Source organism: Kosmotoga sp. DU53 (genome assembly GCF_001639905.1).
GTDB lineage: Bacteria > Thermotogota > Thermotogae > Petrotogales > Kosmotogaceae > Kosmotoga > Kosmotoga olearia.
In genome coordinates this window covers 1-18955 of sequence record NZ_JGCK01000054.1, presented here as the reverse complement: position 1 = coordinate 18955, position 18955 = coordinate 1, and the positions used below count along the sequence as shown (strand labels likewise).

Sequence of the window (18955 nt, the reverse complement as noted above, 5' to 3'; positions counted from 1 at the left end):
ATTTCCTCAATCCTTCCCCCCTTCGCAAGTAACAGGCCCTTTCGGTTCCTGTTACCCCATCGCTCAAGGCGATAGTCCCTTCTCCTTTCAGAGAGGTTCAACACTACTACGGTTCATCTGCCATCCTCCTCCGCTTCACCGGTCCTTGGGTCTCCCCTTGTTCCGGCTTACCCATTTTGGACGAGTGAGGACTTCCCCGGGTAAGACATACAGCTTTCATCCGAATCCTGCCATCCAAACCTGTAGAGTTGGAGCTCGGGCTTACCCATTCTCGGCAAGGTTACCCACTCTACCGGCCAACACTGGTTCACTTTCGTTCAGTTCCGGATTTTGCCTTAGGCTTCCTTCAGATTCACCGTTACCAGTGACACCCTTGCCCTCAGCTAATGCTTATTTCGCTCCCCGCATTCGGGACTTTCACCCTATAGTTGTATGTCATGCCGGGCACACCGAGACAACTCCGCAGGAGTTCGTAACACCGGCGCAGCCGGTCGTAACAATCCCGAAGGGATTCGGAGCGCCGCGCAGCGGCTATCTCGATTCTCAGCTTTTCATCAGCGTCCGCAAGCCTCAGTCTTCGAGCGTCGCTCCACCAGCTGACAGCCTCGCGAGCGTCTTGTTTTTTCTCGGACTCTCGGATTCTCGGATTCTCGGATTTCATCAGCGTCCGCAAGCCTCAACCTCGTGAGCGTCAACGTCGTGAGCCTCCTGGACGTAGTCCAGCACTTCACAGCGAAGCTCTAGGCTCACCCCCAACGAAGCCGGGCTTACCCGCTGCAAAGAAGCCTTCGAAACGAAGTTCCGCTTAGCACCAATCGCCAACTGCGATTCCCAGTGTCAATCAGCGAAGCTGATTTCAAGCCTCTAAAGAGATAGTTCACTTGACCACATACATGTGTTATAATGAAAACAAACGGCAATAATATTAAAAATTGCCGATTGTTTTAAATTGGGTGGTGATTAAAATGACAAGAAATAGATGGATTGAAAAGCATGCTGAAAAGAAATTGATCGCTTTTCTTAAGAGCTCTTCACCAAAAACAACAAAGGAACTAACGCCATATTTGACAATTCCTAACGAAAAACCTATTCCTGAAACAATCAGGACACGGATCCATATACTAAAGAAGAAGGGCGTCCTGGCCAATATTGGACGCGGTCTTTACACACTAAAAACTAAACCTGAGTATTCGCCCAAAATCAGTGTTGAACTAAAGGATCTTTATTCAAAGCTGCAGAAAAGGTTTCCTTATACTAAATTATGCATTTGGGAAGTTAATTGGTTAAATGAGTTCAGCATTCACCAGGTCACGAGAAAAATTATTGTAGTAGAATCAGAAAAAGAAACAGAAAGAGCTATTTTTGATGCACTTATAGAAGAAATCCGTTCACGAATGCCTGTTATATTTAAGCCTTCAAAAAAAGATGTTGAGCTTTACATATCAAGTTATCGATCGAGTATCGTTGTAAAGAAACTGATTTCTGAATCACCTATACAAAAAACTCAGGGAGTTGTTACACCTAAATTAGAAAAACTCCTTGTGGATTTGTTTGTTGGAGATCCTATATTTCTTCCATACAAAGGAGCAGAATCAACCGAAATATTCCATAATGCTTTTGCCTCCTATACGATAAATTTGAGCACACTCAAACGATATGCAAAAAGAAGAAATCACGCAGAGCGCTTAGACGAGTATCTAAAAAAAGAAAAAATTATTCGTTGAACGGAAGGAGTTTGAATCAGAGTGATAAGCAATGACAATTTAACAGAAGAATGGCTTGAGCAAAAACGTGTTGAACTATCTTGCGATCCAATCCTCCTGGAAAAAGCAATCAAAGCACTACAACTTTTGGAACTATTAGTAATAGAAGGCGTGGACCTTGTATTCAAAGGCGGAACATCCATGATTTTACTACTTCAAAAATTCAGGCGTCTCTCTATAGATGTCGACATCGTAGTTAAACCTGGGACAAAACTCAATAGTGCTTTCCAAAGAATAATTGAATCCGGTTGCTTTACTAACTTCGTTGAAGACAAAAGAAATCACCACGCGGATTATCCAGTAAAGCACTACAAATTCTTTTATTCACCTGTAAATAAAAGTCAGAAAAATGCATATGTGTTACTCGATATCCTGTTTGAAGAGGTACTTTATTCAGAGCTAGTTGAAGTTAAGATAGAAAATCCTATTTTCATGAGTTCTGAACCAACTGTATCTGTAAAAGTTCCTTCGATTGATGCTCTACTAGGAGATAAACTTACAGCATTTGCCCCGAACACCATCGGAATTCCATATGGCAAAGGAAAAGAAATGGAAATAGTCAAACAGCTATTCGATATTGCTACTTTATTTGAGTATTATAAGAACCTACATACGGTAAAATCAACTATTAATCGAATCGCCTCAGCGGAAATCTCTTACCGTAAACGAAAAGATCTAACTACCGATAAAGTTCTTCATGATGTTTTTCAAACAACAATAATCATTGGTGCAAGAGGAAAAATACAATCAGAACGTTACAAAGAACTCGATAGAGGCAGAAGCAAAGTTTCCTCGCATATAATTGGCAATTCTTACCCACAAAACAAATTCTATATTGACGCCTCAAAAGCAGCCTGTCTATCAGCTTCTCTACTCACCGGAGTCAATGAAAAGGTACATTTAAACCTAGAAGAAAACCTGAAAGATCAAATTATTTCTATCTCACCATTTAATTCACTAAACAAACTCAAAAAAATCAGTCCAGAAGCACTTTTTTATTTCAAAAAAGCAATAGAACTTCTGGAAGAACAGGAGGACAACTCATGGACGTCGAAAAACTTAAAGTCTGGCAACATTCAATGGACCTAGCAGCCAAAGTATATGAAATAACAGACAAATTCCCGAAACACAAAATGTATAGCCTTGCCGACCAAATGCGCCGCGCCGCTGTATCCATTCCCTCAAACATAGCAGAAGGCAAAGGAAGAAGGACAACAAAAGACTTTATCCATTTTCTTTATGTTGCCCGAGGTTCACTAAACGAATTATCAACCCAGATCAAACTTGCAAAAAGAATAGGCTATCTAACCCCCGAAGACTATACTGACCTAATTTCAAAAACCGAAATAGTCAGGCAAAAGCTAGGAGGATTTCTTAACTATTTACGAAACAAAAGAACTTAACAGCGTTTGCAAGCCTCAACCTCGTGAGCGTCAACGTCGTGAGCCTCCTGAGCGCAGCTCAGCACTTCGGCATTCAAGCCTCAGTCTTCGAGCGTCGCTCCATCAGCTGACAGCCTCGCGAGCGTCTTGTTTTTTCTCGGACTCTCGGATTCTCGGATTCTCGGATTTCATCAGCGTCTGCAAGCCTCAACCTCGTGAGCGTCAACGTCGTGAGCCTCCTGGACGTAGTCCAGCACTTCGGCATTCAAGCCTCCGTCTTCGAGCGTCGCTCCACCAACTGACAGCCTTGCAAACGTCGTATTATCAATTGCCAGCGTCTACAAACCTCGTTCCATATCCACTCCCTCATTTCACTTTCATCTCTCTGCAAACATATTCCACCACGGGATCTGGAATTGAATAACGTTTTACTCCATCAACATACTCTTGCTCCAAAAAACTCTGTTTGACGAGTGTATTCAGAATCTTGCTCAACGTTGGGTCTGAAATGCTTCCAAAATTATTCTCAATATAGGTTCTTATCTGACTGAATCTGTTTATATGCAAAGAAACAGCCTTGAGAACATAACCATAATTCATTGACCTTTTAATAAGCGCACCCAATTCTTTTGCTACCAGCTTTTTTGCCTGCTCTTTAGTTCTTTCCAGGGCATCCACTTGATTGCCTTTGTAGTAGATATAACCGTACATGGATAAATACCCAACAATGCCATCGAGTTCATCAACTACTCTTTCCAGCACTTTTTCAGAGACATCAATAGCCAATTCTTCAAATCCTTTCCTTAGAAACTCAAGGGATTTATCTTGAGAAAATCTCTGCAACCTTATCTCACTCAAATATCTTCCGAATAAGGGTGCATCTGGATCATCTATTCCCAGAAAATCGTGTAGTAAACCTATTTCAGAACCTGTAAGAACAATAACGAAATTCCTCAAATTGTCGTATGTATAGGCAAAAAGATTAAGCAAATCCTTCCCGCCCTTTCTATAAAAGCGCAAATTCTGTGCTTCATCAAATGCAAGAATGAACCTCTTTCCTTTGACCGCTTCATCTATATTTTTCAACACTTCAGCTAAACTAGTTTCCTGCCCTTTACCTTCTATAGATATTCCAAAACCTCCAAAAGAAAGCCCAGATATCGATTTCAAGATCTTCTTCAATTTTCCTAATTTAAGGGTCTTTTCGATCCCTTTAATTAGTGCCTTATCAAACGCTTCGACATCAATTAGGTTGTTACGAAAATAAGCTCTGCAATCTGTAAAAACATAATACCCATCAAATTCGTCGAGCACAGCTTTGAGAAGTGAAGTCTTTCCAATCCTTCTCAGTCCGTCGAGAATGATTAACCTTTCACTTTGCAACGCTTTCTGAAATACTCTTATCTCTTTATCCCTGTTGAATAGATCTTTCAATGAGTGTTTTGGCTCAATTGAGAACAGCATTGGCAAAACCTCCCTTATATTTAATGGGTACTAAGTTGCTTAGTAGGGGTTAAGTTACTTAGCACCCATATTATACCAAAAACCATGTCTAATCAGCTTTCAGATTTATCCAACGTCGTAATTATCCTGGACGAAGCTCCTCATAGCCGCTGCCCCGCAGCGCACAGCCTCCTTAGCACACCTCAGCACTTCAGTAGCGTAGCTGCTTTCCGCCGCACAGCGGCTCTCTCGGTTCTCGGATCTCGGATTCTCGGCTTTTATCGCTGCAATGCAGCCCTCTCGATTCTCCAATTTTGAAAAAATCAAATTATATAGTATAATCTAAATTAGTCTATTCATAATTAGCATGAGGTGAGGGCATTGTTTTACAACAGGATAGAGGAACTCAATACATTAAAGAAGTACCTCAATTCGGATAATCTTGAATTCTTTATACTTTATGGCAGAAGAAGAGTAGGAAAAACTGCCCTCTTGAAAAAAGCAGTATATGGGAAAAAAGGTATTTTCTTTGTCGGAAGACAGGTTACGGGCTCAACTCTTCTGGATGCTTTTTCAAATGAAGTGGCCCGGTTGTTCAATCTTCACGGTGCTACATTCAAAAGCTGGGAAGATGCTTTGAGATTTGTCTTCCAAAAAGCGAAGGATGAAAATATTTATCTCGTTCTTGACGAATTTCAGTATCTGGTTGAAGCCTCCCCCGAATTGCCTTCGATTATTCAAATGCTTGTTGATCATGAAGAATCAAAGATAAAGCTGATCCTTTGTAGTTCAAGCATGAGCTTTATGGAAAAATTGCTTGCTTATAAAAGCCCCGTGTTCGGCAGAAAAACCGGATATATGAAACTCAATCCGGTGAAATTTGAGCATTCCCATGATTTCTTGCCTGATTACGACTTCCACAACCTGATGAAAGCATATGCAATCACTGGTGGGGTCCCACAATATTTGAACCTTTTCGACACAAAAAAGAGCATTTCTCAAAATATCATTGACCTATTTCTGAGCTCAAGTGCACCACTCAAAGAAGAACCCCTTTTCATACTATCCCAAGAGCTAAGGGAGCCAAAGATATATCAAAGCATACTTGAAGCACTCGCCTTTGGCTACAATCGCCCTGGAGATATTGCCAGCAAAATAGGCTTTTCAGATTCAAGAAAGATTCAGCCATACCTGCATAACCTCATAACGTTAAACATAGTTCAAAAAGAAATACCGGTTACCATAAAGAACCCCATCAGAACGAGAAAAGGAATTTACGTAATTTCTGATCCGCTTTTCAGGTTCTGGTATCGCTTTGTTTTTCCTTACCTTCAATACCTTGAATTCGGGCAGATTGAGCCGGTAATCGAACAACTTGAAAAGAATTTTGAACAATTTGTCTCCTTCCAATTCGAAAAAGAAGCCAGGATCTTTCTGTCAAGCACACTGGGATTTGACAGAATTGGAAGGTTTTGGGAGAACGACCTGGAGATCGATATCATAGGAAAAAAGAGAGACCAGTGGTTTATTGGTGAATGTAAATGGAGAAATAGAAATATCACCCAAAGCGATTTGAATACACTCTATAAAAAAGAAAAGGCACTCGGTGTAAAACCATCGTGCTACATATTAGTCTCAAAAACAAGGGTTCAAAAACAATTTCGAAATAACGCAAAACATAATGCTAGTAAAATTAGATCGGGATAAGGGGTGGATTATTGAAAAAAATGCGTATTAAACTAAAAAAAACGCCGCAGGCGAACATCATCGACGAAGTCGATCGCAACAACTGCGAAGCAGTTCTAGTCAACTCCGCAGGAGTTCGCACCACTGGCGAAGCCAGTCGTAACAATTTTTCCAAAAGAACTCTCCCCAACCCTTGCCTCAACCCTCACCTTGGTTATATAATTTATCAACAAATCTTAATATGTAATTATCAAATAAATCTTTACAACCAAGAATCTGTTGAATTATTGACTATACACTCGATTTAATTATATAATTAGTAATAGGCTCCTGAATCGCTCTATAAATGGGAATAATGGTTGTTTTTCCACACCAAATTTTAGCAGTTGTTTGTCAACACAAACCTCTTAGGGGGGATAAATTGCACAGATTAAGATACATAAAATATTCGCTAGTTTCAGGATTCTTAATACTTACTTTTCTCATCCAGTTGGTTTTTATTCAAGACTGGAATTTTGTTCTTATATTGCAAGCTCTTATTCTTGATTTTGCGATAATCCTCGGAATCTACGCTTTCCGGGGATTTGATAATTCCACGATAACCTCTCTTAATGCCAGTTTCGTGGCTTTCTTTTCTGGAACTCTTCTGGGTTCCCTCTTTGCCTTGCTGGTCATACTCTTCTTCCGTCCGAGAATAAGCCATCCGGTCTTCTTGATAACCATGATTTTAGCGGTTTTACCATTTCCAATTCTCAGTAGCCTAATTCTGAAAAGAGCATTGAAGAACTTCCCACCGAAAAAATACCTGGTCGTCGGTAAAGAAAGCGAAATAGGAGAGATATTGCGGGAAGTTGAAAGAGCATCGATGGGAAAAATACAAATCATCGGCTACATGAACCCATCTCCAATGGCTCTTGAACAGGCAATCACAACAAATATCTTCGATGCTATCCTCGTTGCAGATCAAAAACTCTCCAGATCCGTGGAATCCATTCTCGAAAAAGCAGATTCACAGGGCAAGTCAGTAGAGTTCCTTCCCCTAATAGTCGAGCAAACCCTGAAAAGAATCCCCATCGAACTGATAGATAAGTTCAAGGAGTATTATGAAATTCAATTCAGTTCAGTGAGAGAAACTCCCTCAAAAAGAGTTTTAGACCTATTCATTTCAATAATAGCTATGATTATTCTTTCTCCAGTGTATTTGGTAATATATCTATCAATACTTTTAGATGATGGATTACCCATCGTTTTTAAGCAAATACGCGTTGGTCTTAATGGCAATAATTTCATCATGCATAAATTCAGGTCAATGAAAAAAGATGCGGAATCAACCGGAGCTAAATACGCTACCCAACAGGAGAATAACGTAACAAAAATCGGAAAATTAATGAGACCGATCAGATTGGATGAAATCCCGCAATTTTATGATATATTGATAGGAAAGATGTCTTTCGTTGGTCCAAGACCAGAACAACCTGAATTTGCCAAAGAATTGGCAGAAGTTCTACCATACTATAACTACCGCCATAAACTAAAACCTGGACTCACTGGTTGGGCTCAAACGAATTATAAATACGCCGCGACAATAGAAGAACAGGCAAAAAAACTAAGTTATGACCTTTACTACATAAAAAACAGATCGTTCTTGCTCGATCTTCAGATAATTCTTAGAACATTTGAAACAGTTGTTTTCAAGAAAGGGGCTAAGTAAAATTGCATAATGTATTTTTAATTTTTATATTTTTTTCATTTGGGCTTTTTGGATTTGTGTTTATAGGGTATCCATTTCTAATTCTATTAATATCCAAGTATAAAAGAAATCACGCTCATTCAATAAATGATCAACTGGAAAAAGATCTTCCTTCCGTAACCCTGATTGTAACTGCCAAGAACGAGGAGGATGTTATCGAGCATAAAATAAACAATTCGCTTAATCTAGATTATCCTAAAGATAAAATTGAATATATTTTCGTATCTGACGGTTCAACAGATAATACTGCGAAAATTCTTACTAAATATTCCGGAATTATCAAAACAATAATTTTAGAAAAGAATGTTGGAAAAACTGAAGCCCAAAACATTGCAGTTGCTCAAGCTAATGGCGATATTTTGGTGTTTAGCGATGCAAATACAATGCTCAGCAAACTTGCGATAAAAAAACTCGTCAGACATTTTCAAAATGAAAAAGTAGCTGGTGTATCTGGAAATTTAATTTATAGCAGTAAATTTGGAGATCGCAATACTGAGTATGCTTATAATAAGTTTGATGCTGTATTAAGAAAAGCAGAATCAAGATTCGGAATGGTCTTAGGCTCTTATGGAGCACTTTATGCAATACGAGCAAATAAATATATACCTTTACCTCCGTATGTTATTAGCGACTTTGTCGAACCAAGTATGCAACTTATAAATGGATATTTCAATCTATTTGAAGAAGAAGCCTTTGGTATCGAAGAAGCAAATAATTCTATTATTAAAGAAATGCGAAGAAAAGAAAGGATCATTTTAAGAAGCCTTGTTGGATATCATTATCTTTTAAAAAATGGACTTTTACAAAGAAAAGGCTTGTTGTTTCATAGCTTTATTAGAAAATTTCTTAGATGGATGCTGCCGTTTTATACTATGTGCGGAATAATTGGAATAGCTGGTCTTCTCTTTGAAGAAAGTCTTGTTGATTTTTCTGTTTTTCTTATGTCTTTGTTTTTATTACTGGTAATTACATACGTGATGATAAAAAAGAATTTAATTAAAGGAAAGCTTGTACGATATTTCGCTTATTTTTATATTCTTAATATAGCTTCACTAAAAGCACTATTCAGGTTTTTAATAGGCGAAAGGCCTTCATCGTGGAATCCTAGACAGTAAGAAATGGGGGTAATAGAATGGGGAAAAAAATAGCTGTTATAGGGACCGGTTATGTTGGTTTGGTTACTGGAGTCGGTCTTGCAGATTTTGGAAATAAAGTAATCTGTGTTGATATAGACAGAGCGAAAATAAACATGTTAAATCACGGGCAAATTCCAATATATGAACCCGGTTTAAAAGAAATCATGGATAAAAATGTTCGGGAAGGACGTCTTTCCTTTTCGACAGATATTGCAAATGCCATTCAAAGGAGTGAGGTTATTTTCATAGGTGTAGGGACTCCTCCAAAAGAAAATGGCGAAGCAGATCTTTCATATGTTGAATCAGCTGTTGAATCAATTGCAGAAAACCTCAACGACTATAAAGTAATTGTCACTAAAAGTACTGTACCCATCGGAACAAACCGCTGGATAAAAGAAAAGATTATCGAAAAATCAGGTAAAACAAATTTTAATGTGATCTCTAATCCTGAGTTTCTGAGAGAAGGAAAAGCAGTTCATGATTTTTTTCATCCTGATAGAGTTGTAATTGGATATGAATCTGAAAAAGCAAAAGAAATTATGAAAGATGTATATCGAAGCTTGTATCTGATCGAAACTCCGTTTGTATTTTGCAATTTGGAAACAGCCGAACTTATTAAATATGCCAGCAATGCTTTTTTAGCTACAAAAATAACTTTTATAAATCAAATTGCTAATCTTTGTGAGGCTGTTGGGGCAGATGTGCACGTTGTTGCTAAAGCAATGGGAATGGATGGAAGAATAAGCCCAAAATTTTTACATCCTGGTCCAGGATATGGCGGAAGTTGTTTTCCGAAAGATACAAAAGCACTTGTACAAATTGGTAAAAGATATGGAGTTGAAATGTCTTTAGTCAATGAGGTAATTAGAGCTAATGAAGAACAGAAAAAAAGAATGGTTATTAAACTCGAAAGAATGCTTGGAAATTTAAAAGGAAAAACTATCGGAATTCTAGGCTTAGCTTTCAAAGCAGGGACAGATGATATGAGAGAATCGCCTGCTATAGTAATAATAAATGAGCTATTGAAAAAAGGTGCAAAAATAAAAGTTCATGATCCTCAGGCTGAAGAAAATGCAAGGAAGATATTTGGAGATTTAATTGAACATCACGATAACGAATACAAAGCAATGAAGGATGCTGATGCTTTAGTCATACTAACTGAGTGGAATCAATACAGAAGTCTTGATTTGGAAATAGCTTCAAAGCTTATGAAAGGAAATATTATCCTTGACACACGAAATATATTTGATCCTTTAAAAACAAGAGAACTTGGGTTTGTTTATGAAGGTGTTGGAAGGAAATAACATACTACTTCTTTAAAAGTTTGATAGAAAAAATAGAAGTTAATAATGAAAAGGAATGAAGATTATGTCGGAGCTATCTCGGAGGAAAAGATGGCAATAGTTCTAGAACTTCAACAGGAAAAAACTACGGCATAAATCAGCAGAGAACACGGGATTTATAGCGAGCCCAGCATTACAAACAATAGGGCAGGTTTCTTAAGGAAGCAAAAGAAAGATTAGGAAATGGCAAGAATCAAAGACAAGAATGCAAAAAAAAGTAGAATAACTTAAGAAGGTAGTCAACCGATAAGCGTGAAATTCCTTAAAAATGCTCTATATTGAGAATGAATTAGGTATTCACGTATAACAATCCCAGAGGTACTGCAAATACAGAATGGCGTTCAATACATATAAATTATGGGGAACATTTCATCATTTTCAAAAACAATATTTAGGAGAACAAGGGAACACTATTTCACGAGATAAATCGGAGGATTATGAATTTGCTACTGATGTGGAAGGTCTTGAAAGGGTTGGCTTAAGTGTGGGGCCTTTCGTTATCAAACACCGTAAAATCTACATTCTAAAGGCAAAGAAAAAAAGGAAGTTACAAATTCCTAGATTCTGATTAGGTGAAATCGATAAAAAGATGAAAGCACAAAAGAAAAGTACATATAACACTGGATGTTGAAGAAAATGGTTTCTTGAATTGGTAGTAACACTAGTGTCAGTCCATAATGCAGCGATGGCAGCAGTTCAAATAGATTCTACAAAAGGTACAGATACTTTTTTGCTGACAGTGTGTACGATAAACGAACATATTTGTTACATATCATAAACTGTAGCAGCCAGTAATGTACGAACAAGAAAAAAGGAATATCCTTGAAAATCAGAGACAGCTCTGTCGGTTCCTCGGAACCAGTTAAGGAAACCATATTCAGAAAGAAGCAGGAAGTGCTGAGCGATGAAAAGAACGAATAAAATGTTCTAGGTTTATTTCAACATAGAAACACATTTGGCGTGTCGAACCCAAAAATTATAACACGTAAGTAGGTTTGACCGTTCTAACATATAATCTTTGTGTTATGTTCAATATTCTGAACAACTGTCATCAGAAGAAGATGGCGAATATTATCGGTTGTTACTGATTTTCGAGTTAACCTATATATAATTTTATCCAAAATCTTTCAGCAACCATTAGTACTTGTTTTTTCTGATTGACTTACAGTACCGAATCTAATATGACTGTACAGACTCGCTTAATGACAGAGGTAAAATAATAAAAATAGGATGGTGAAATCATGAAAGTTGCTTTAATCACCGGCATCACCGGCCAAGATGGTTCTTATTTAGCAGAACTTTTACTTGAAAAAGGTTATGAAGTTCATGGCATTATTCGCCGCTCCAGCAGTTTCAACACAAAAAGAATCGATCATCTATACAAAGATCCTCACGAAAGAGATGTCAATCTATTTTTGCATTATGGAGATATGACTGATTCAACAAACCTTCTACGCTTGCTTCAAGAAATTCAGCCGGACGAAATTTACAACCTTGCTGCGCAAAGCCATGTGAAAGTTTCCTTTGAAACTGCTGAATATACAGCGAACTCAGATGCTTTAGGAACATTAAGACTACTTGAAGCAATAAGGTTACTTGGCCTTGAGAAGAGAACTAAATTCTATCAAGCATCTACTAGTGAGCTCTTTGGAAAAGTGCAAGAAATACCACAAAAGGAAACTACTCCTTTTTATCCAAGAAGTCCATACGCCGCTGCTAAGCTTTACGCCTATTGGATAACAGTTAATTACCGCGAAGCTTATGGCATTTTTGCTTGTAATGGTATTCTTTTTAATCACGAATCACCACGTAGAGGTGAAACATTCGTAACGCGAAAAATAACCAGAGCAGCTGGGAGAATCGCTGTTGGTCTTCAAAAAAAGCTGTATCTTGGTAACCTCGATGCTAAAAGAGACTGGGGATATGCTCCTGATTATGTGAAAGCTATGTGGATGATGCTTCAACAAGATGACCCTGAAGACTTCGTTATTGCCACTGGTGAGACACATAGCGTCAGAGAATTTGTCGAATTAGCTTTCAAACATGTTGGGATAGACATCGAATGGTATGGAAAAGGTGTAAATGAAAAAGGGATAAAGAAAGGAACAGATGAAATTTTAATAGAAGTTGATCCAAGATATTTCAGACCAACAGAAGTTGAGTTACTCCTCGGTGATCCAACTAAAGCAAAGCAAAAACTCAGTTGGGAACCAACGGTTACCTTTGAAGAACTGGTTAAAATAATGGTTGAATCTGATCTGAGGCTTGCAAAATATGAATTACACAAGAGCAATTTCAAAGGTTAAGATTGCTTGGTATGTTACAGGGCACGGCTTTGGCCACGCGACCCGTACTATAGCATTGGTTCGTGAGATACTCGAGAAAGATCCAAAAATAGAGATATTAATCTTCAGTCAAAAAAAACAGTTGAACTTTATAATTAAAAGCTTATCTAAGTTCAAAAACCGGGTCTTTAGCAAAGTAAATTCACGTGATATAGGTCTTCATCTCAAAAGTTTCGATGAACCTGACGTGGAAAAAATGGAAACAAATTTGAATGATTATCTGTCGTATGTCAATGAGACTACAATAAACGAAGCAACCATTTTAAAAGAATTTGAAGCTCAGTTTATTGTTTCGGATTGCGTTCCTCACGCATTTGTTGCTGCCAACACCCTGGGAATTAAAAGTCTTTTACTTACAAATTTTACATGGATAAAGATGTACGAAGGCATATTAAGGAAAGAGCAAACTCAATTAAGACAGATGTATAACTTAGCAGATTACTTTATACAATTGACGCCTTTTCAAGAGAAAATAGACTTATTTCCTTATACGAAAAGAGGATTTTACTGTAGAGATTTCAGCAAAGAAAAAGCTTTAGAAATAAGAAAGCGCTTGCTCGCAAATCATGAAAACATCGTATATTTCGGAATGGGAATGTCTGTTGAATACAGTAATGATTTTAAGAAATTCTTTGATAACAATAAAAAAACCGCTTTCATTGTTCCATCAAGTTTCCCAAAGATTTCCAATAATTGCTACTCAATTCCTATAGACGAAACAGAATCACAGAATTTTGTTATGGCAGCTGATTATGTTATAACCAAAGCAGGTTGGTCCACCGTAGCAGAAAGCCTTATTGCTGGAAAACCAATGGTGGTTTTGAATCGAAAAAACATTCCAGAGGATATAACCACAATTGGGTATTTAAAAACTCTGGGAATACAATCTATATCTTTAAATAAAGTACTGAATTCATCGGTAAGCGAAAACTCTTTCAAGCAAGTCAATATTTCTGAAGACAAGGAGATTCTTAGTGATATTTTGTACGTAATTCGGAATGCGTAAAAATGATTTTCTATCGTAATCTATCAAAAAAGATCTATAATTACAAATACACAAATTCAAAAAGGGTGGGATCAAGAATGATTAATGAAAGCCCCCAAAATATTAATAGCCAAACAGCTATTAAAAGCAAAGCCTTAATTACTAGTAATAAACCCATGGAAAAAAATGCCAAAATTTATGTTGCTGGTCATAGGGGGATGGTTGGTTCAGCTATCGTAAGAAAACTAAAAGAGCAGGGATATAACAATTTAATCCTAAGATCTCATGAGGAACTTGACTTAACTGATCAATTGGCTACAAGGAAATTTTTCGAAGAAGTACGTCCTGAATATGTGTTTCTTACCGCAGCTAAAGTAGGTGGAATTGCTGCAAACATGAAATCACCTGCTGACTTTTTATATGAGAATCTTATGATTGAATGTAATGTTATAGAATTTTCCAGAAAATATGGGGTTAAAAAACTTTTGTTTATGGGAAGCTCGTGTATATACCCAAGACTTTGTCCTCAACCTATGAAAGAAGAATATCTTTTGACAGGACCTTTTGAACCTACAAATGAAGGATATGCTCTAGCAAAAGTGGCAGGTATTAAATTATGTTATTACAACAATATGCAGTACGGAACAAAATTCATTAGTTTAATTCCACCTAATATATACGGACCTGGTGACAACTTTAATCCTGTGTCCTCTCATGTAATTGCTGCCCTAATCAGGAAGTTCCATATTGCAAAAACCGAAAATCACAGATTTGTGGAAATATGGGGGACCGGAAACGCTCGGCGCGAATTTATGTTTGTTGAAGATTTAGCAGATGGAGCTATCTTTTTAATGAACAATTATGAATCTTCCGAATGGATAAATATAGGAGTGGGTGAAGATATAACGATTAAACATCTGGCAATGTTGATAAAAGACATTGTAGGTTTCAAGGGGGAAATTAGATTTAATCCCTCAAAACCAGATGGAATGCCTCAAAAGTTGCTAGATATTTCACGAATTTCTGCTTTAGGATGGAAAGCAAAAACTAGCTTAATTGATGGAATTAAGTTAACTTATAAATGGTTTTTGAAAAACATATGGAGGGATTTAAAGTGAATTATTCATATCCATTGTCAGATGATACTTGGGGTCGTGAAGAAATAGAAGCTATACTAAATGTTATTTTAAGCAAAAACTTTACGATGGGAAAAACGGTCAAGGAATTTGAAAATATTTTCGCGGACTGGATCGGTTCTAAATATGCGATTATGGTAAATTCTGGTTCATCAGCGAATCTTCTTGCCATCGCTGCATTGGTTTACTCTGGTAGGCTTGAAAGAGGAGATGAAATAATTGTACCTGCTGTGTCGTGGAGCACAACATACTTTCCATTACATCAATACGGCTTACGCTTAAAATTTGTTGATATTGATAAGGAAACACTAAATATTGATCCAACAGTTGTTGAAAATGCTATTACGAAAGATACCAAAGCAATCTTTGCTGTTAACTTACTTGGTAATCCGTGCGATTACAACAAATTACAGAAAATTTGTAAGGATCACAATCTTTTGTTATTAGAAGATAATTGTGAAGCATTAGGTGCTGTTTATAACGGCAAATACACAGGTACTTTTGGTCTAATTGGAACATTTTCGATGTTTTATTCACACCACATTTGTACTATGGAAGGAGGGGTGGCAGTAACCGATGACGAGGAACTTTATCATTATATGCTAGCAATTAGAGCTCACGGATGGTCCAGGGACCTTCCGGAAAACAGCAGAATATATAAAAAAAGTAAATCCTCATTTTATGAAAGATTCAACTTTATTGTACCGGGATATAATTTGAGACCTCTGGAAATGGAAGCTGCTATTGGCATCCAACAGATGAAGAAAATAGACAGAATTATTTCTCAAAGACGTCTCAACGCAGAATATTTTCTAAGTAGAATCGGAAAAATGCCGTTATTTAGAACTCAAAAAGAGACTGGAAAAAGTTCATGGTTTGGATTTCCGATAATTCTGTCAGAAAATGCTTCTTTAAAAAGGGAGGAGTTAATAAAAATATTAGAAAATGGTGGAGTTGAAACTCGACCCATTGTAGCGGGAAACTTTGTTAGAAATCCTGTTATGAAATATATAAACCATACCATACATGGTAATTTACCTTCTGCTGACTATATACATTTCAATGGCTTATTTGTCGGAAATCACTCAAAGGATATTAAAGATAAGATAGATCTGTTATTTTCTTTATTGCATTCTTTTGCTATAACGCACAGATAATCTTAATACCTTTAATCTTAATTCCTTTATATCCTTCATAAATACACAAATAGCAGAGACCCTTAAAACCTCTTTACAAAAGAATTGATCAAAGAAAAATGTGGTGTAAAAAATCGAAGGAGTAATTAGAGAGCAGACAGTTGTGATTGAGACGTTAAAAATTAATGCCTCTGGGGAAGCAGTGATTGAATATAATACACAAAGGAAATGTTTGTGTTGGAAATAAGTTATGTATAGCAAGATAAAGATACAGCGTTGAATGAAGAAAATCCACAGAGTTCTTTGAAACACAGAAGTCCTAGGGAGATTCAAAGAATCCATGGAATCATACAAATCTGCTTGATTTTGTCCGATTTGGGGACATTACAGCCAATTAAGGAAGCCACATTCAAAAAGAAACAGGAAGTGCTGAGCGATGAAAAGAACAAATAAAATGTTCTAGGTTTATTTCAACATAGAAACACATTTGGCGTGTCGAACCCAAGAATTATAACACGTAAGTAGGTTTGACCGTTCTAACATATAATCTTTGTGTTATGTTCAATATTCTGAACAACTGTCATCAGAAGAAGATGGCGAATATTATCGGTTGTTACTGATTTTCGAGTCATCTATATCATTTGTGTTTGTAAAATGAGCCAGAAAGTATTATTTATAGGAGGGAAGTTAGTTGGTTTTGGAAATAATAGTATCGGCTGTTAATATGCAAGACTTCAGCGATATTTTATCTAAAACAAGACACTTTTCAAAGAATACCAAACTACTCATAATCAACCAAACTAGGCAAAAAAAGAGCGGCTTAAAAGAAGAAGCGTTATTTTTAGACAGCAAAAATATTAGAGTTTTATCATTTAATGAAATAGGACTATCAAAAAGTAGAAACCAAGGCATAAAAAACGCAACTGGAGATATTTGTTTAATATCCGATAGCGATGTAGAATTCAAGAATAATCTTGAAACAATTATTACAGATGCATTTGCTAATAATCCAGAAGCAGATATAATCACTTTTCAAATAGAAACACCAGATCATAAAAAATTCAAAAAGTACCCAAAGAAAGAAAAATGGCATAATATATTCTCCATCATGAAGGTTTCCTCAATTGAAATTGCTTTTAGAAGAAAAGCAATTCAGGAAAATAATTTACTTTTCGATGAAAACTTTGGTTTAAATGGTAACATTTTCCCATTTGGTGGAGAAGAAAATATTTTTCTGTATGATTGCCTAAAAAAAGGATTAAAAATAAAATATATTCCAAAACCTATTGTAATTCACAAAAAAGAATCGACTGGAAAAAAGTTAGATTATGAAACTCTATTCACCAAAGGGGCACTTTTTGCTAGAATCTTTAATCATTATTGTTGGATAGTCAACATTTTATTTATCATAAAAAAAATCCCAGAATTAAAACCGCTGAATCTTTGTAAAGCTTTAAAGCAAATGTTTAGTGGATCGAAAAAATGGTTTGAATTTGTTGAAAAAGGTGATGAAATATGAAACACGAAAATGTTCGTGTTAGGGTCATTGCTAATTATAATATAGAGGACTTTATTGAAAAAATGACCCCAAATGGATCTCGCAGTTTCAATAATGTTATATTTGGAACAGATATTAATAATCCAGATGCTGTATTGGTAATTAACTATCCAAATAAAACTGTTAAGCTTGAAACTTATAAGGAAATGATATATTTACTATTCCAAGAACCTGGCAACTTTTTTTATACTCCATATATGCATTACGTAAGCAGAACATATAGCAAGGTTTTTACACATGTCGATCCTCTTTTTGCAAACCGTTCAAAAAGGCAAAAAGTTTTTATTGGTCCGGTTTTTTTACCTTGGCATATTGAAAAAAACTACGATGATCTTGTAAATATGAAGAAACCCGACAAACCAAAAAAATTATCATGCATATCAAGTAATAAAAAAAGTTTACCTGGTCATATTCTGAGGTATAAATTCGTAAACTACCTTATAGAAAAGAAACTTGAATGTGATTATTATGGAAAGGGTATGAATTTTGTAAAAGACAAATTTGATGCATTATCTAAATATAAGTACAGTATCGCGATCGAAAATTGTAGCAAAAAAGATTATTTTACTGAAAAATTAACTGATTGCTTTTTATCTTATACAGTTCCTATATATTATGGCTGTACAAATTTAAAAAATTATTTTCCAGAAAATTCCTTCATTCAAATTGATATAAGAGATAAAGAAAAAGCATATAAGAAAATTGTTGAAATAATCAATAATGACAATTACGAAAGCAGGATCCAAGCTCTTGAAAAAGCTAGAGAATTAGTTCTAAAAAAATATAATTTATTCTATCATTTTTCTTCTGTGATAAGCGATCAGTTTAAGATGATAGATTCAACAAGAACAACGGTGATAATAAAAAAACCAAGTAGGTTTTATTCTTTTTCAAATAATTTTTTGAAAATACTGTACAAATCTTTCATCATTGTAAGAGGTGGATAGTTTTGAAAAAAGAACTTTTTGTCTGCCATACACAATACCATTTGTTTATTTCTATTCTTAAATCATTAAATAATAAAAATAATAAAACAAAAATAGTTTTATGCGATCAGTTAAATAATGTTTTTGAAATAAAGGAGAAACTATTATCATACGCCTTTTGTGATGAAGTAGATATTTTTTTAGATAATTATTTTTCAAAGATTGTTAAACGTAATCCTCTTTATAAATTTAAACCAACAAGGTATATTTCATATTATTTCGTAAGGAAAAAAATGTCGGAACATTTCCCTTTAAAAAATTTTCTAAATTATGATATATATATATATAATGATTCATCTTTCTSTT

At 36.0% G+C, this 18955-nt stretch carries 14 protein-coding genes and 1 pseudogene; 14 read left to right on the top strand and 1 reads right to left on the bottom strand.

Features of this window, described 5'->3' with window-relative positions; translation table 11 throughout:
* Positions 1 to 965 precede the first annotated feature (965 nt).
* The 3 genes from DU53_RS06945 to DU53_RS06935 are packed head-to-tail and all read left to right on the top strand — an operon-like array spanning position 966 to position 3166.
* Positions 966 to 1724 carry a DUF6577 family protein gene (locus tag DU53_RS06945; RefSeq protein WP_063728239.1) on the top strand — a complete coding sequence of 253 codons (759 nt, stop codon included), beginning with the start codon at positions 966 to 968 and terminating at the stop codon, positions 1722 to 1724.
* Between the two features lie 21 nt (positions 1725 to 1745).
* Positions 1746 to 2852, top strand: a complete 1107-nt coding sequence (locus tag DU53_RS06940; RefSeq protein ID WP_063728237.1) for a nucleotidyl transferase AbiEii/AbiGii toxin family protein — start codon at positions 1746 to 1748, stop codon at positions 2850 to 2852.
* Positions 2807 to 3166 (top strand): four helix bundle protein, encoded by a 360-nt coding sequence (locus tag DU53_RS06935; protein WP_063728235.1) that lies wholly within the window; start codon positions 2807 to 2809, stop codon positions 3164 to 3166. Before DU53_RS06940 ends, DU53_RS06935 begins: the two co-directional genes overlap by 46 nt.
* A 345-nt stretch (positions 3167 to 3511) precedes the next feature.
* Here the strand turns inward: DU53_RS06935 and DU53_RS06930 are convergent, their stop codons facing one another.
* Positions 3512 to 4609 (bottom strand): ATP-binding protein, encoded by a 1098-nt coding sequence (locus DU53_RS06930; protein ID WP_063728232.1) that lies wholly within the window; start codon positions 4607 to 4609, stop codon positions 3512 to 3514.
* A 360-nt stretch (positions 4610 to 4969) separates the two neighbouring features.
* Here DU53_RS06930 and DU53_RS06925 point away from each other — a divergent pair, with 360 nt between their 5' ends.
* The 11 genes and pseudogenes from DU53_RS06925 to DU53_RS12855 all read left to right on the top strand — a co-directional run.
* A complete protein-coding gene (locus DU53_RS06925; RefSeq protein WP_161484771.1) occupies positions 4970 to 6295 on the top strand; it encodes an ATP-binding protein in 1326 nt (441 codons plus the stop codon).
* A gap of 400 nt (positions 6296 to 6695) precedes the next feature.
* Positions 6696 to 7985, top strand: a complete 1290-nt coding sequence (locus DU53_RS06915) for an exopolysaccharide biosynthesis polyprenyl glycosylphosphotransferase (protein WP_082853866.1) — start codon at positions 6696 to 6698, stop codon at positions 7983 to 7985.
* Positions 7986 to 8041: 56 nt separating this feature from the next.
* Positions 8042 to 9139, top strand: a complete 1098-nt coding sequence (locus tag DU53_RS06910) for a glycosyltransferase (protein WP_161484770.1) — start codon at positions 8042 to 8044, stop codon at positions 9137 to 9139.
* 17 nt (positions 9140 to 9156) lie between these two features.
* Positions 9157 to 10464, top strand: coding sequence for a UDP-glucose/GDP-mannose dehydrogenase family protein (locus DU53_RS06905; protein WP_063728225.1), 1308 nt, complete (start codon positions 9157 to 9159; stop codon positions 10462 to 10464).
* A 1277-nt stretch (positions 10465 to 11741) separates the two neighbouring features.
* Positions 11742 to 12809, top strand: a complete 1068-nt coding sequence (gmd, locus tag DU53_RS06895) for a GDP-mannose 4,6-dehydratase (protein WP_063728222.1) — start codon at positions 11742 to 11744, stop codon at positions 12807 to 12809.
* Complete coding sequence (locus DU53_RS06890) at positions 12778 to 13854, top strand: hypothetical protein (RefSeq protein WP_063728220.1); 1077 nt, start codon at positions 12778 to 12780, stop codon at positions 13852 to 13854. The genes gmd and DU53_RS06890 overlap by 32 nt, the downstream gene beginning before the upstream one ends.
* Before the next feature lie 155 nt (positions 13855 to 14009).
* Entirely contained in the window at positions 14010 to 14951 is a 942-nt protein-coding gene (locus tag DU53_RS06885) for a GDP-L-fucose synthase (protein WP_063728244.1), read from the top strand.
* Positions 14948 to 16126, top strand: a complete 1179-nt coding sequence (locus tag DU53_RS06880) for a DegT/DnrJ/EryC1/StrS aminotransferase family protein (RefSeq protein WP_201030020.1) — start codon at positions 14948 to 14950, stop codon at positions 16124 to 16126. The genes DU53_RS06885 and DU53_RS06880 overlap by 4 nt, the downstream gene beginning before the upstream one ends.
* 670 nt (positions 16127 to 16796) lie before the next feature.
* A complete protein-coding gene (locus DU53_RS06875) occupies positions 16797 to 17624 on the top strand; it encodes a glycosyltransferase family 2 protein (protein WP_063728218.1) in 828 nt (275 codons plus the stop codon).
* A complete protein-coding gene (locus DU53_RS06870) occupies positions 17621 to 18610 on the top strand; it encodes a glycosyltransferase family 10 domain-containing protein (protein ID WP_063728217.1) in 990 nt (329 codons plus the stop codon). Before DU53_RS06875 ends, DU53_RS06870 begins: the two co-directional genes overlap by 4 nt.
* Positions 18611 to 18612: 2 nt before the next feature.
* A pseudogene (locus DU53_RS12855) lies at positions 18613 to 18955 on the top strand (hypothetical protein); the annotation flags it as partial.

What these genes read in the sequence shown, in the direction of transcription:
- DU53_RS06945 (WP_063728239.1), top strand. Translation starts at nt 966, where the DNA reads ATGACAAGAAATAGATGGATTGAAAAGCATGCTGAAAAGAAATTGATC.
- DU53_RS06935 (WP_063728235.1), top strand. Translation starts at nt 2,807, where the DNA reads ATGGACGTCGAAAAACTTAAAGTCTGGCAACATTCAATGGACCTAGCA.
- DU53_RS06930 (WP_063728232.1), bottom strand. Translation starts at nt 4,609, where the DNA reads ATGCTGTTCTCAATTGAGCCAAAACACTCATTGAAAGATCTATTCAAC.
- DU53_RS06905 (WP_063728225.1), top strand. Translation starts at nt 9,157, where the DNA reads ATGGGGAAAAAAATAGCTGTTATAGGGACCGGTTATGTTGGTTTGGTT.
- DU53_RS06890 (WP_063728220.1), top strand. Translation starts at nt 12,778, where the DNA reads ATGAATTACACAAGAGCAATTTCAAAGGTTAAGATTGCTTGGTATGTT.
- DU53_RS06885 (WP_063728244.1), top strand. Translation starts at nt 14,010, where the DNA reads ATGGAAAAAAATGCCAAAATTTATGTTGCTGGTCATAGGGGGATGGTT.
- DU53_RS06870 (WP_063728217.1), top strand. Translation starts at nt 17,621, where the DNA reads ATGAAACACGAAAATGTTCGTGTTAGGGTCATTGCTAATTATAATATA.